This is a genomic window from Providencia sp. PROV210, assembly GCF_028479445.1.
In the GTDB taxonomy this organism is placed as follows: domain Bacteria; phylum Pseudomonadota; class Gammaproteobacteria; order Enterobacterales; family Enterobacteriaceae; genus Providencia; species Providencia rustigianii.
The window spans coordinates 212045-226826 of the sequence record NZ_JAMPNQ010000005.1; the positions used below are offsets into that span (position 1 = coordinate 212045).

The 14782-nt window shown below is 41.4% G+C and carries 9 protein-coding genes; 4 read left to right on the forward strand and 5 right to left on the reverse strand.

The window, feature by feature from the left end; translation table 11 throughout:
* Window positions 1–37 precede the first annotated feature (37 nt).
* The 4 genes from PR761_RS05040 to pncB form a co-directional block, all read right to left on the reverse strand.
* A complete protein-coding gene (locus PR761_RS05040; protein WP_039854302.1) occupies window positions 38–1228 on the reverse strand; it encodes an amino acid aminotransferase in 1191 nt (396 codons plus the stop codon).
* A 305-nt stretch (window positions 1229–1533) separates the two neighbouring features.
* The gene (locus tag PR761_RS05045; RefSeq protein ID WP_272519337.1) at window positions 1534–2673 is read right to left on the reverse strand and encodes a porin; all 1140 of its coding nucleotides are present in this window, start codon (window positions 2671–2673) and stop codon (window positions 1534–1536) included.
* A gap of 561 nt (window positions 2674–3234) precedes the next feature.
* Window positions 3235–4635, reverse strand: a complete 1401-nt coding sequence (gene asnS / locus PR761_RS05050; RefSeq protein WP_006813561.1) for an asparagine--tRNA ligase — start codon at window positions 4633–4635, stop codon at window positions 3235–3237.
* Window positions 4636–4844: 209 nt separating this feature from the next.
* On the reverse strand, window positions 4845–6059 hold the full coding sequence (gene pncB, locus PR761_RS05055) for a nicotinate phosphoribosyltransferase (protein ID WP_006813560.1): 1215 nt from the start codon (window positions 6057–6059) through the stop codon (window positions 4845–4847).
* 458 nt (window positions 6060–6517) lie between these two features.
* On the opposite strand from pncB, the gene pepN reads away from it, so the two are divergent.
* The 3 genes from pepN (at window position 6518) to PR761_RS05070 (ending at window position 11260) form a co-directional block, all read left to right on the forward strand.
* Complete coding sequence (gene pepN, locus PR761_RS05060; protein ID WP_115164126.1) at window positions 6518–9136, forward strand: aminopeptidase N; 2619 nt, start codon at window positions 6518–6520, stop codon at window positions 9134–9136.
* Between the two features lie 293 nt (window positions 9137–9429).
* Window positions 9430–10440 (forward strand): quinone-dependent dihydroorotate dehydrogenase, encoded by a 1011-nt coding sequence (gene pyrD, locus PR761_RS05065; RefSeq protein ID WP_006813558.1) that lies wholly within the window; start codon window positions 9430–9432, stop codon window positions 10438–10440.
* Between the two features lie 274 nt (window positions 10441–10714).
* A complete protein-coding gene (locus PR761_RS05070; protein ID WP_006813557.1) occupies window positions 10715–11260 on the forward strand; it encodes a cell division protein ZapC in 546 nt (181 codons plus the stop codon).
* A 179-nt stretch (window positions 11261–11439) separates the two neighbouring features.
* Here PR761_RS05070 and PR761_RS05075 read toward each other — a convergent pair whose 3' ends face one another.
* On the reverse strand, window positions 11440–12564 hold the full coding sequence (locus PR761_RS05075) for a YcbX family protein (RefSeq protein WP_039854300.1): 1125 nt from the start codon (window positions 12562–12564) through the stop codon (window positions 11440–11442).
* A 98-nt stretch (window positions 12565–12662) separates the two neighbouring features.
* On the opposite strand from PR761_RS05075, the gene rlmKL reads away from it, so the two are divergent.
* Window positions 12663–14771, forward strand: coding sequence for a bifunctional 23S rRNA (guanine(2069)-N(7))-methyltransferase RlmK/23S rRNA (guanine(2445)-N(2))-methyltransferase RlmL (gene rlmKL, locus PR761_RS05080; protein ID WP_115164127.1), 2109 nt, complete (start codon window positions 12663–12665; stop codon window positions 14769–14771).
* The last annotated feature ends 11 nt before the right edge of the window (window positions 14772–14782 follow it).

Sequence of the window (14782 nt, forward strand, 5' to 3'; positions counted from 1 at the left end):
GGTGTTTTTAGTTATACGTATAAAATAATTTATGTGTTTATAGCACTTTTACGATGGCATCACACAATGGAACCATGTTTTCCAGCGTCAAGCCCGCTACGTTAATGCGTCCGGAGCTAACCGCATAGATACCAAATTCGCTACGTAGACGCTCTACCTGCTCTTTAGTCAGTCCACTGAAGGAGAACATACCATTTTGGTTAATAATGAACGCAAAGTCCTGTTTAGCGCCTTTTTCTTCCAATGTTTTAACGAGTAGCTGGCGCATACGTTTAATACGTTCACGCATTGCAGTCAGTTCTTGAATCCACTCAGCTTTCAACGCTTCATCAGACAGAATTGTTGTGACAACCGCAGCACCGTGTGCTGGTGGGTTAGAGTAGTTCGCACGAATAACGGCTTTAGCTTGGCTAAATGCACGCTCTGCATTATCACTGTCTTTAGCAATGATGGTACAAGCGCCGACGCGCTCATTGTATAAACCGAAGTTTTTAGAGAATGAGCTAGCCACAATCATTTCTGGGTTATTTTTGGTGAAGATACGTAAGCCTTCAGCATCTTCATCTAAACCTTTGGCAAAACCTTGGTAGGCAAAATCGAAAACCGGCAGTAAGCCTTTTTCCGCACACAGTTGGGACAGCTTAGTCCACTGTTCAGGTGTTGGGTCGATACCGGTTGGGTTATGGCAGCAGCCATGCAGGACGATCACATCCCCTGCAACCGCAGATGACAAGCTGTTGAGCATGCCATCAAAATCCATGTCATGGTTTGCAGCATCGTAATAGTTGTAGGTCAGAACTTCTAGACCAGCAGCTTCAAAAATATTTTTATGGTTAGGCCATGTTGGGTTACTGATCCAAACACGCTTAGCGTTAGTTTGTTTTGCAATAAAGTCGGCTGCAATACGCAGGGCACCGGTACCACCGGGTGCTTGTGCGGTACGCGCGCGTTTAGACGTCACGATTTCATGATTAGCGCCGAACAGCAGTTCTTGAGTAACACGACCAAACTCCGGCATTCCGCTAATCGCCAGGTAGTTTTTGGTATTTTCGTTTTCTAGCAGGAATTTTTCGGCTTTTTTGACCGTATCGAGAACTGGGGTTTTACCCGATTCGTCTTTGTAGACACCGATACCGAGGTTAATTTTGTTATCGCGAGGATCAGCACGGAAAGTATCAGCAAGACCGAGGATAGGGTCAGCTGGGGCAGAAATGATTTTCTCAAACATATTGTCGATTCCAAAACTCTGTGGTTTAGCTGAAAAGAGGTGCAACGGATAATGTCGAGTCATCAGATTAACGTGGGAAAGCGTTTTTGCCAATCGTTTTGCTAAACATTGGTGTGATCTTGTGAGCTAGGCACTAATTACCTTAAATTTAACCATAAATTGAAGGTAAGCCAGTAACTTAGACCAATAAATTCAGAAAGTAAGGTGATTTATAACAATAATTTATAGCAATAAAAAAAGCAGCGCCGAAGCGCTGCCTTTCAAAAACATTGTTTACTGCTTTCAGATTATCCGTTAACGGATAATTAGAATTGGTAAACCAGACCCAGACCAACTACGTTGTCTGTCATCAGACCATTTTCGTTGGTGAAGTCGTTGTCTTTCAGCAGGTTGATTTTGTAATCAACAACTGCAGACATGTTTTTGTTGAAGTAGTAGTAAGAACCAACAGAGATATATTTAACTAAATCTTGGTTATCGTAGTCTTTACCATTGATAGTTTGACCTAAAGATTTACCTTTAGATTGGTTATAACCAATAGATGGTTTCAGACCAAAGTCAAACAGGTATTGAGCTACTAACTCAACGTTTTCAGTTTTGTTAGCGATGTCGTGATCTGAACCAAAGTGAGTTGTGTTCAGTGTTTGACCATACATAGCTGCTAAGTAAACGTTGTTAGCGTCAAATTTCGCACCAACGTTCCATGCTTCAGCACGTTTACCGTCTGCTGCAGAGTTACCGTATTTTTGAGCTTCAGTACGAGCAGAGTTAGAATAACCACCACCCAGAGTTACGCCCCAGCCTAAGTCATAAGCGGTAGAGAAACCGTAACCGTCACCGTTGTCTTTGTAACCGTTGCTCCAGTCACCAGTAGTTTCGTCCTGCTTAGCAGTACCTGATTTGTTAGAATCAGTGTTTTTGCCTTGGTATTGCAGGGCAAAGCTCAGGCCATCAACATAACCGAACATATTGTTGTTACGGTAAGTTAACAGGTTACGGTTACGCTGAGTCATGAATGTGTCTGACTGAGCCATAGTGTCCGCACCCCATAATGGGAATACGTCGGTCCATGCGTTCGTGTCGTAAACAACACCGTAGTTACGGCCGTAATCAACTGAACCGAAGTCTTTGAATTTCAGACCAGCGTAAGCTAAACGGTTTTTGTTGTCGTTGTTGCCTTCAGTTTTGTTAGTCTTAGTTTCCCACTCGAAACGACCAAAACCAGTCAGTTGGTCAGTGATTTGAGTGTCACCTTTAACACCTAAACGAACGCGTGAATCGTCGCCGTCTTCGCCGCTTTCTGAGTTAGCGAAGTAGTGACGTACGTCAACTTTACCGTAAACGTCTAATTTGTTGCCATCTTTGTTATATACTTCTGCTGCGTTTGCTGCGCCTGCAGCTAACAGAGCTGGAATAACCATTGCAAGAATATTGCGCTTCATCATTATTATTACCCTCATTGGTGTTATTCGGACACCTGCCACTGCCAAAAATAATCCATAAATTTCTTTTGAACTATTTGTGAGAGATTAGTGTCGTCTTTAGTCGGCGTCCAGTGTTCCATTGGTAGACAAATTTATCTACCCCCAAAATGCTACAAAAACGAAGATTCTGAAACAAATGGTAACAAGGTGTTTCAAAATGTAAAAAATAGAGCAAAAAATAACCACTCATCGTACCAGTTTAATTTTTTTTACAAAAATGAGGGAACTTTTTTGAAAGACAAATTGAACTTTTTTCGAACTAAATGATTATCCGATGAGTAAAAAGTGCGCAGCTAAATAAGCGTGGTAAAGCTAGAAAAGCAGATTATTCTTAGATGGAATCTAGATTGTCGTTAAAAGCATAAGATATAAAGCTATAAACGAAAAAATGTGATTTAGATCTCAAATAAAGTGTGGTGATAAATTATTTATTCAAAAATTATACCGCTTATAAATAATATCGGGCCAGTAACATCGACCCGATACGGATTGCCATATTATAAAGGCGATAAACTCAGCCGATTAGAATGAGGCATTTCTTGGGGTTCGTGGGAATGCAATCACTTCACGCACGTTGCCGACGCCAGTGACATAAGCAACTAAACGCTCAAACCCAAGACCGAAGCCTGAATGAGGCACGGTGCCGTAACGACGCAGATCACGGTACCACCAATAGTCTTCTTTATTCATGCCCATTTCTTCTAAACGTGCATCCAGCATATCCAAGCGTTCTTCACGTTGTGAACCACCGATGATTTCACCAATACCTGGCGCTAATACATCCATGGCGGCAACGGTTTTACCGTCTTCGTTAAGGCGCATATAGAAAGCTTTAATATCTTTCGGATAGTTTTTAACTACTACCGGCGCTTTAAAGTGCTGCTCTGCAAGGTAGCGCTCATGCTCCGAAGATAAATCCACGCCCCAGTAAACTGGGTTTTCGAATTTTTGGCCACAGGTTTCTAAGATTTTAACCGCGTCGGTATAGTCGACTTGAGCGAAATCAGAATTTACGAAACGTTCTAGACGGTCAATGACATCTTTGTCGACACGTTCAGCAAAGAATTCTAAATCATCACGGCGCTCAGTTAATGCCGCTTTAAATGCATATTTCAGCATTTTTTCTGCCAAACCCGCGATATCATCTAAGTTGGCGAAAGCCACTTCAGGTTCTAACATCCAGAATTCGGCTAAGTGACGGCTGGTGTTGGAGTTTTCCGCGCGGAAAGTTGGACCGAAAGTATACACTTTGCTTAATGCGGTAGCGTAAGCTTCACCGTTCAATTGACCAGAAACAGTCAAGAACGCTTCGCGACCAAAGAAATCTTGGCTGAAATCCACTTCGCCTTTATCGGTACGCGGTAAATTGTTGTAATCCAGCGTGGATACACGGAACATTTCACCCGCACCTTCAGTATCAGAAGCGGTGATCAGAGGGGTAGATACCCAGAAGAAGCCTTGTTCGTCAAAGAAACGATGCAGAGCTTGTGCCAAGGTATGACGTACACGGGCAACAGCACCGATTAAGTTAGTGCGTGGGCGCAAGTGAGCAGCTTCACGTAGGAACTCAACGCTATGGCGTTTTGGTGCCATTGGGTAAGTATCAGGATCTTCAACCCAGCCAACCACTTTAATCGCTGTTGCTTGCAGTTCAAAAGATTGACCTTGACCTTGAGATTCGGCAACAACACCCGTAACTTCAACAGAGCAGCCAGTGGTCAAATGCAGGACTTCGTCATTATAATTAGGTAAATTATTATTGATGATAGCCTGTAATGGGTTAAAGCATGAACCGTCATAAACGGCGAGGAAAGAAAAACCAGCTTTTGAATCTCTCCTTGTACGTACCCAGCCTTGAACGGTGACTTCAGTGCCCACCGCCACACGGCCTTGCAGTACATCGACTACAGGCGCAACGATCATAAAAATTACTCTCTTTTAAATAATGTTAACAAGATGAGATGACGGGGTTTACTGCTTTAGTATCGTCAATAGTGACGTGCCATTATAGGAATAAAACCAGTAAACCCGACATCGGTTCCGAAATCCCATATTTCAGGGGTAATCTGCTATGTTACTTGCCATTCGACAGGAAACAAGTAAAAAATCGTTATCGGGCTATTAATTTGGTTTTAGCAGGCTTTTTCCATTTTAGGAAGGTCAAAAGCTTTGCGTAGCTGATTAACAAATTCATCATCTTCACAGATGGTTTTACCGGGGCTATCCGATAATTTAGCAACGGGCTTACCATTACACTCCACCAGCTTAATCACGATATTAAGCGGGACCACATTGGGAATATTGCAGGTCAGTCTGGTGCCAATACCAAATACCAGATTAATTTGCTGATGGAAATAGCGATATAATTCTAATGCTTTTTGTAGATCCAAATTGTCAGAAAACACTAATGTTTTCGTGTGTGGGTCAATGCCGAGTTTTTGGTAGTGAGCAATCGCTTTTTCTCCCCACTCGATAGGATCCCCAGAATCATGGCGCAGTCCTTGATAGCGTTTTGCAAATTCGCCATCAAAATCCCGTAAGAATGCATCCATCGTAATACAGTCGGTTAGTGCGATGCCAAGATGATTTGGATATTCATCTAACCAACTTTGTAGCGCTTCACGTTGGCTATTGGCAAGTTCTGGGCTGATTTGCTGATGCGCTTGGAACCACTCATGGGCTTGCGTGCCTACAGGGGATAAGTCAAGTTCTCTCGCCAGCTTGTAGTTGCTGGTACCAACTAAGTACGGAAACTCTTGCTTAAGCATGGCAACAATAGCGGATTGCACTTCATAAGAGAAACGGCGACGCGTACCAAAATCCATTAGCTTAAAGCCTGAAAGATCGAGGTGATGCCCTGAAGCTTCCTGATAAAACAGTGCTAGTAATTTACGCAACTGATTCACAGCATCTTGGCTGGAAATTGTAGGGTGTCTATCTCTTTGGGCGATTTCACTGACCAATGCAAGAAGAGGAACTTCCCACATAATCACTTCACGCCATGGACCATGAATGCGGATAGCAAGTTGCCCATCATTAGCAACACTGATTACCACCTGATCGGGATTAAAACGGAATGTTTTTAGCCATGCGAGATAATCATCGGTGAAAAATGGCAAAGTACGTAAATAGCCAAATTCGTCATCCGAGAGAGAAAGCTGAGCCATTAATTGAACTTGCTGTCTAATCTCGTTGGCATAACCACCTAAAATATCACTGCTACGACAGCGAAATTCAGCAACAACAGGGACTTGGTTGTATTGGTGAAAAACAGCTTGTTGCATGTGAAGCTTATAAGCATCAGTATCAAGCAGTGATGTAATAATCGGTGTTACGTCTAAATTCATGCGCGCAGAGTTCCTCGCGGAGCTTACTAATTGCTAAATCGTTAAAGTTGAAAAAGTATACCCGCTTTACCAAAAGATTGAAGTGTTATTCTATCTCTATGTTGTATGAGGATTATTCAACTTTAACCCACCCAATTAATTTTTGAGTTCAACGCTATAAATGGGATTATTGGTTTAAGGGCCGTCCCATTGATAATGGAATAACATGTTAAGAACAATAATCACTTAATGATACTAACATGTAAATTAATATTTGATAGGGCAATAGCACCAACAAGCAAACTCGCTTGCCACAAAGTTGGATACTCACGGTATAAATTTGGAAGGACATAATAGAAAAACATCGATTTTTGTGATGCAAATGTTTCTCAAACCCATTCACATTGCCACGTCTTATAGTATTGTATATAGCAATAAGAGACTATGACACGGATATAACGAACCAAAAAAGGTTATCTATGACTCAGTTAAGACAAGCAAAATATCGTCAGGATTATCAAGCGCCTGATTATACCATTACAGAAATTTCTCTTGATTTTGACCTTGATCCCGCCAAAACCATCGTTACAGCAGTGAGTGAGGTAAAACGCCTTAATCCTCAGTCATCAACCCTTGAGTTAGCGGGTGAAGATTTAAGCTTACTTAGCCTTGAAGTAGATGGGCAACCGTGGACACAATATAAAGAAGCGCAGGGTAAGCTAATTATTGAATCATTACCGGAAGCATTTACGCTCCGCATTGTGAATGAAATCAGCCCTGAGAAAAATAGTGCCTTAGAAGGGTTATATGTTTCTGGTGATGCGTTATGTACGCAATGTGAAGCTGAAGGTTTCCGTCACATTACTTACTATTTAGACCGTCCAGATGTTTTAGCTCGTTACACTACCACTATTACGGCAGATAAAGCTCGCTATCCTTATTTATTATCCAATGGTAACCGTATTGCTGAAGGTGAGTTAGACAATGGGCGTCATTGGGTTAAATGGGAAGATCCATTCCCAAAACCAAGTTACTTATTTGCGCTAGTTGCGGGTGATTTTGATGTTCTACGTGATGTCTTCGTGACGCGTACAGGACGTGAAGTTGCCTTAGAGCTGTTTGTTGATAAAGGCAATCTAGACCGTGCTCCGTGGGCAATGAAATCCCTACAAAATGCAATGAAATGGGATGAAGAGCGTTTTGGATTAGAGTATGACCTTGATATCTATATGATTGTAGCAGTTGATTTTTTCAACATGGGCGCAATGGAAAATAAAGGTCTCAATGTATTTAACTCTAAATATGTCTTAGCGAAGAGCGAAACGGCTACGGATAAAGATTATCTGAATATTGAATCAGTAATTGGCCATGAATATTTCCATAACTGGACGGGTAACCGTATTACTTGTCGTGATTGGTTCCAATTGAGTCTAAAAGAAGGGCTGACCGTATTCCGCGATCAAGAATTTAGTTCAGATTTAGGCTCTCGATCCGTTAACCGTATTAATAATGTTAAAGTGATGCGTGCGGCGCAATTTGCGGAAGATGCTAGCCCAATGGCACACCCAATTCGCCCAGAAAAAGTTATCGAAATGAATAACTTCTATACACTCACTGTGTATGAGAAAGGTTCTGAAGTCATTCGTATGATCCATACCCTACTTGGCGAAGAGATGTTCCAAGCAGGTATTCAGCTATATGTTCATCGTCATGATGGTAGTGCAGCAACCTGTGATGATTTTGTACAAGCGATGGAAGATGCATCGAATGTAGATCTTTCTCTATTCCGTCGTTGGTACAGCCAGTCGGGTACGCCAGTATTAACAGTGCGCGATGAATATTCACCAGAAAAACAACAATATACATTGCATGTCAGCCAAATGACGCCACCAACAGCGGATCAAGCGGATAAACAGCCATTACACATCCCATTAGATGTTGAGCTTTATGGCGAAGACGGTTCAGTGATCCCATTAATGCGTGAAGGTAGTCCCGTAAACTCCGTATTGAACGTGACTCAAGCATCGCAAAGCTTTGTTTTTGATCATGTAACCTCGCATCCGGTGCCTTCTTTATTACGTGAGTTTTCTGCGCCAGTGAAGTTGGATTATCCTTATACCGATGAGCAATTAGCATTCTTAATGCAGCATGCTAGCAATGAATTTTCTCGTTGGGATGCGGCGCAACAATTAATCAATAACTACGCTAAAATCAATGTAGAAAGATTGCATAAAGGTGAAGCATTAATTCTGCCAGAGCATGTTGTCGATGCATTCCGAGCAATCTTGCTCGATGAACAAATCGATCCTGCATTAGCGGCATTGATCTTAACGTTACCATCGGAAAATGAGATTGCAGAGCTATTTACTGTGATTGATCCGGTAGCGATCCACTCCGTTATTGATTTTATACATAGCACGTTAGCGAATGAAATGTTCGATGAACTGTTAGCAGTCTATCGTTCTATTAATATTGCGGAGTATCGTGTTGAGCATAAAGACATCGCTTTACGTTCATTGCGTAATACGTGTTTGCAATATTTAGCGGCAGCAGAAGATCATGCATTTGCGAATAAGCTGGTTGAAGAACAGTATCGTGGTGCGGATAACATGACTGATTCATTAGCGGCATTAACTGCAGCGAATGAAGCTGGCTTGCCATGCCTCGCAACGCTGATGGCAGATTTTGATGATCGTTGGCACCATGATGGTTTAGTCATGGATAAATGGTTTACGTTGCAAGGAACGAACCCATCCAAAGATACGGTTAACACAGTACGGAAACTGTTAAATCACCGTTCGTTTAGTATGACTAACCCGAACCGAGTTCGTGCATTAGTGGGGGCATTTACGTCAGGAAATCCTGTTAATTTCCATGCAGAAGATAGCAGCGGCTATCAGTTCCTGTATGAAATTTTAGTAGATCTGAATACACGTAACCCACAAGTTGCCTCTCGACTGATTGAGCCACTAATCCGTTTAAAGCGCTATGATGCGAAGCGCCAAGGCTTAATGCGTGATGTGCTTGAAAAATTAAAAGGCCTAGAAAATTTATCGGGTGATTTGTTTGAAAAAATTAGTAAGGCATTAGAAAGCTAATTAAGTTTCTGAGCAGTTACAGCCCTTAGGTAGTGATACTTAGGGGCTTTTTATTGATAAGGGATCCCCCAGATTGGATCGAAATCAATCAAATAGCACTTTTAGTGATATTTTCATGGATTATTACCCTATATATCGGTTACCCTAGCAGGCGTTTTATCAAACCACTCTCATTTCATGCTCATAAACTTAGTTTAGTGAGTGTTTTTTCGCGCGCCAAGCATTTAAGTAGTCCGGTCCGCACTGAGAGATTTGTCTTCAATCGCACTTAGACAGAAAATAGGTTAATAGATATGCTATATCATCTTGCCCGAAAGGCACTCTTTCAGTTTGATCCTGAAAAAGCCCATGAGTTAACGTTCCGCCAGCTTCAGCGTTTAAATAATTCCCCTCTCCAATTTCTTCTCCGTCAATCTGTTGCTACCAAACCCGTTCAATGCATGGGACTTTCCTTTAAAAATCCATTAGGTTTAGCCGCAGGTTTAGATAAAGACGGCGAATGCATTGATGCATTTGGTGCGATGGGGTTTGGTTTTATAGAAATAGGCACGGTCACCCCACGCCCGCAAGTGGGTAATGATAAGCCACGGCTTTTCAGAGTGGTGGAAGCTGAAGGGATTATTAACCGAATGGGGTTCAACAATAAAGGTGTTGATAACCTCGTTGAGAATGTCAAAAAATCAACTTACGGTGGGATTCTCGGGATTAATATCGGTAAAAATAAAGACACGCCAGTTGAGCAGGGTAAAGATGATTATTTGATTTGTATGGATAAGATTTATACCCATGCAGGTTATATTGCGATTAATATTTCATCACCGAATACTCCGGGTTTACGTACATTACAATATGGCGAAGCACTGGATGACTTACTCAGTGGTATTAAAGCTAAGCAACTTGAGTTGCAATCATTGCATCAAAAATATGTTCCAGTTGCAGTGAAAATAGCCCCTGATTTAACAGAAGAAGAAATTATTCAAGTGGCAGATAGCTTGGTAAGACATAATATCGATGGCGTTATTGCCACGAATACCACGCTAGATCGCTCATTAGTTCAAGGTTTAAATCACTGTAATGAAGCTGGGGGATTAAGTGGTCGTCCGGTACAATTAAAAAGTACCCAAGTGATTAAACTTATTTCTCGCGAATTAAATGGCAAGCTTCCTATTATTGGTGTGGGCGGAATTGATTCATTAACCGCAGCAAGAGAAAAAATGGAAGCGGGTGCTTCATTAATCCAAATTTATTCTGGTTTTATTTATCATGGACCAAAATTAATAAAGAATATTGTTAATCATATCTAAAAAATGATGATTTATTATACAAGGGGGTTTATTTATTCCCCCTTTTATCCTATATTAATATTAAACCTAGTTTTATATCCATGAAGTGACAGGTTACGCATATATTTTTTATTTAGTAATTTATTTACCTGCGTAGTTTGCCTATGTTAATCAGTCTGTCGTATGTCTTAATCTTTTAGGCGCTAGGATATAATTAAGTTTATGTTTAGGTAAGATCCTAATTAAGGATCAACTTAAAATTTTATTTGCCTATAAAATCGCTAAAGGATCGTTTATGAATATTAAACCTGATGATCATTGGCGTTGGTATTTTGATCGTGACCATGACAGAGTGATGTTAGATCTCGCCAACGGCATGATATTCCGGTCGTGTTTTCCAGCTAAAATGCTAACGTCTTTTGCACGTAATGAAATGCCTTTTAGTATTGAAGATGCTGGGGAATTTTATCTATTTGATGAGCAGGCAAAGAGGCTAAATATTAGTCATGAAGAACGCGCTGAATTAGTCTTAAATAGTCTTGTTGCTTATCGTTTTTTAAAACCTCAGATGCCGAAAAGTTGGTATTTTAAATCGTTTCATTATATTGATGCGCCAACTCAAGGTCAGTTAATTCAAGTTTGCTTAGAAAATACGAATACCTATTCAACATTTATTATTGCTGAAGCAGGTGCTTCTGCAAGTTTATGTTTATTAGCTGAGTCATCACTTGAATTACCCGATCGAACTTTACGGTTTTGCGATCCAATTAAGATCATGAATGATCGAATGGCGCATTATCAATCTAAGAGTAAGCGTCAGCTTTATGTAAATGCTATTTAATAGATCATGAATGATCATGGTCAGAAATAGATTATTTGAAAAAGAGATGGGTAGATAATATAAAGCTATAAAAATTGTTACTTATCTGTGATATGAAAATAGTAATATTTTTAATTTATCTCATTTTCTAATCCCATTAGAAAAATAAATTCTTTAATGGGATTATTGGGCATTAGATACTAGTTTTGATTTTTCATAAATGCCAACTTAATCGCACTTTTGGGGATACAACTGCAGGCGAGAATATCACCATTTTCCTTTATTGCACTTTGCTTTAACGGCGTGACTTCGCCCTCTATGAGCGAGATACGACAACGACCACAAATCCCAGCGCGGCAAGAATAAGGAATGGATAAACCATGGTATTCCAGCTGTTCAAGAATTACGTGCTCCGTATTTCCTTCATATTCAGTCTCTTCAAACATTAAACTAATTTTACTCGGCGATACTTGAGTGGTCTGCGCAACTGGAACCTCTCTTTCTCGTAGTGGATATTGCTTTGCAGATTTCGTTTCGAGTACAGTCAGAGTATCACCTACCCGGATCACGCCAGTATTTTCAATGAGCAAATTTTGACCAAAATCAACATCGCCACTGTCATCCATTCGGAATGTTTGCAAGGTTGCTAAAGGTTCTGCATTAGGATGTTTGATGCCTTTTTCTGGGCTGACTGTGGTTAAAATACAGCGGCTACAAGGCTTATCCAATGTAAAAATAATTTCGCCGATTTGGACTCGTTGCCATGTATCTTCTTCAAAGGGTTTAGCACCCGTAATAATTAAGTTTCCACGGAATTGCTCAAGTTTAATACTCGCTGGGCAGCGGCGTTGTAACTCTTGCACTGAGGCTTCATTGATTAATAAGAAAGGGTAACCATCGGCAAAAGAGAGGGGGACTTCATGGTGTTTTTTGACGCGGCGAGATAGCTCAGGACTTAGCCAACGTAATTGTACTGGCTCATCAAAAAAGGTACTTAACCAAGTATTTATTGCATCAGGGGCAATAAGTGCATGAAAATGATTCCCCCAAACTTCTGTGGGACTCTGTTTCTGACCAAAGTCCTGATACAATACGCTAGCACTTTCGCCATTTGGTGCTCTGAGATAGAGCCCATTATTGAGCATCGCGGGCGTAAATAGTAACATCTGCGGATATTTTCGCGCAGTGATAAACTTACCCTCTAATGTGGTGACCATAAAGTTACGATCGAATGTTAGCCCGCTTGTATCTGCAAATGCGTGGGATAAGCGGATGCCTCTCATTGATTTGACCGGGTGTGTATAAAGGCGCGAAAGCGTGATCATTTTTTAATCCTATAATTGTTGTTCAGCAACTTTATGACAAGTGCATGAGATTAGCTATAATGCGCAACAATTTTTCATCGAAATCGGTAATAAATACTATGAATTCTCTGTTTGCCAGCACAGCTCGAGGCCTGGAAGAACTACTGAAAACGGAATTGGAAGCTCTTGGAGCTAGCCAGTGCAAAATTGCACAAGGGGGTGTCTATTTTCAGGCTGATGACCGGGTGATGTATCAGAGTCTGCTGTGGAGCAGATTGGCATCCCGTATTCTATTACCTCTGAATGATTTTGATGTCTACAATGACCTTGATTTATATCTTGGTGTGCAAGCAATCGACTGGTCAGAAATATTCTCTGTGAATGACACATTTGTGGTGCATTTTACGGGAACTAACGAAGAGATCCGCAATAGCCAATACGGTGCATTGAGAGTCAAAGATGCCATCGTGGATAGCTTTGTTCGCAAATTAGACCAACGTCCTGATGTGGCACGCCAAGAAGCAGATATTCGGGTTAACGTTTATTTGAATAAAGAACGCGCGAGTGTTGCATTAGACCTCAGCGGTGACTCACTGCATATTCGTGGGTATCGCGATCTTGCAGGTCAGGCGCCATTAAAAGAGACATTAGCGGCGGCGATTGTTAACCGTTCTGGTTGGCAAAAAGATACCCCAATGATTGACCCAATGTGCGGCTCAGGAACGTTATTAATTGAAGCGGCGATGATGGCTGCGGATAGAGCGCCCGGTTTATATCGTCAGCATTGGGGATTCAATGCGTGGTTAAAACATAATCCTGAATTATGGCGTGAAGTAGTGACCGAAGCACAAGTTCGTTTTCGTCAGGGCTTAAAAGAGACAACTTCACGTTTTTATGGCTTTGATATCGATAAGCGTGTGTTAGATATGGCGCGTGCTAATGCGCGTCGTGCAGGTTTACAAGATTTAATTACCTTTAATCATGGTGATGCCGCAGCACTGGAAAATCCAGTAAAAACCGATATTAAGGGAACAATTCTCAGCAACCCTCCATACGGAGAACGTCTGGAAAGTGAGCCTGCCTTAATTGCATTGCACAGCCAACTTGGTCGGGTTGCTAAAGCTCGTTTCCCTGGCTGGCGTTTGTCGATTTTTAGTGGATCACCAGAGTTATTAAGCTGTTTACAGCTACGTTCAGAACGCGAATTTAAAGCGAAAAATGGCCCATTGGATTGTGTACAGAAAAATTACCAATTAGCCGATGTTCCTTCAGAAACAGTTGCTGAAATTTCCCCTGATTTTGCGAACCGTCTCCGTAAGAATTACAAAAAATTGAGCAAGTGGGCAAAACAACAGGGCGTTGATTGTTACCGTGTATATGATGCCGATTTACCTGAATATAATGTCGCGGTTGACATTTACGGTGACAAAGTGGTGATCCAAGAATATGCACCACCTAAAACGGTGGATGAGCGTAAAGCTCGCCAGCGTCTATTCGATGTGATCACTGCGACCATGAATGTGCTTGAGCTGACATCAAATCAATTAGTGTTAAAAACGCGTCAGCGTCAAAAAGGTAAGCAGCAATATGAGAAATTAGCACAGAAAGACGATTTCTTTTTAGTGAACGAGTATAACGCTAAGTTACTGGTTAACTTAACTGACTATCTCGATACAGGGTTATTCCTTGACCATCGGATTGCTCGTCGCCTATTAGGGGAAATGAGTCGCGGTAAGGACTTCTTAAATTTATTCTGCTACACCGGCACAGCAACGGTTCATGCTGGTTTAGGTGGGGCAAAAAGTACGACATCCGTCGACATGTCCCGTACTTATTTAGAGTGGGCAGAGAAAAACTTACAAGCCAACCAATTAACAGGTCGCCAGCATCGTTTAATGCAAGCGGATTGCTTGAGTTGGTTAGCGAATTCGGATGAGCAATTCGACTTGATCTTTATCGACCCACCTACGTTCTCTAACTCAAAACGTATGGATGGAACTTTTGACGTTCAACGTGACCATGTACAACTGATAACCCATTTAAAACGTATGCTACGTCGTGGGGGAACCGTTATGTTCTCAAACAACAAGCGTGGATTCAAAATGGATATGGATGCATTGAACGAGCTTGGCTTAAAAGCACAAGAAATCACGGCTAAAACACGTTCAGAAGATTTCGCACGTAACCGTCAAATACATAACTGCTGGTTAATTAGCCACGCAGAGTAAGGAATAGAATT

Bases quoted from the DNA above. Each gene is read 5' to 3' on its own strand.
- rlmKL (WP_115164127.1), top strand. From the start codon at position 12,663: ATGAATTCTCTGTTTGCCAGCACAGCTCGAGGCCTGGAAGAACTACTG.
- PR761_RS05045 (WP_272519337.1), bottom strand. From the start codon at position 2,673: ATGATGAAGCGCAATATTCTTGCAATGGTTATTCCAGCTCTGTTAGCT.
- pncB (WP_006813560.1), bottom strand. From the start codon at position 6,059: ATGAATTTAGACGTAACACCGATTATTACATCACTGCTTGATACTGAT.
- pyrD (WP_006813558.1), top strand. From the start codon at position 9,430: ATGCTATATCATCTTGCCCGAAAGGCACTCTTTCAGTTTGATCCTGAA.
- pepN (WP_115164126.1), top strand. From the start codon at position 6,518: ATGACTCAGTTAAGACAAGCAAAATATCGTCAGGATTATCAAGCGCCT.
- PR761_RS05075 (WP_039854300.1), bottom strand. From the start codon at position 12,564: ATGATCACGCTTTCGCGCCTTTATACACACCCGGTCAAATCAATGAGA.
- PR761_RS05040 (WP_039854302.1), bottom strand. From the start codon at position 1,228: ATGTTTGAGAAAATCATTTCTGCCCCAGCTGACCCTATCCTCGGTCTT.
- asnS (WP_006813561.1), bottom strand. From the start codon at position 4,635: ATGATCGTTGCGCCTGTAGTCGATGTACTGCAAGGCCGTGTGGCGGTG.
- PR761_RS05070 (WP_006813557.1), top strand. From the start codon at position 10,715: ATGAATATTAAACCTGATGATCATTGGCGTTGGTATTTTGATCGTGAC.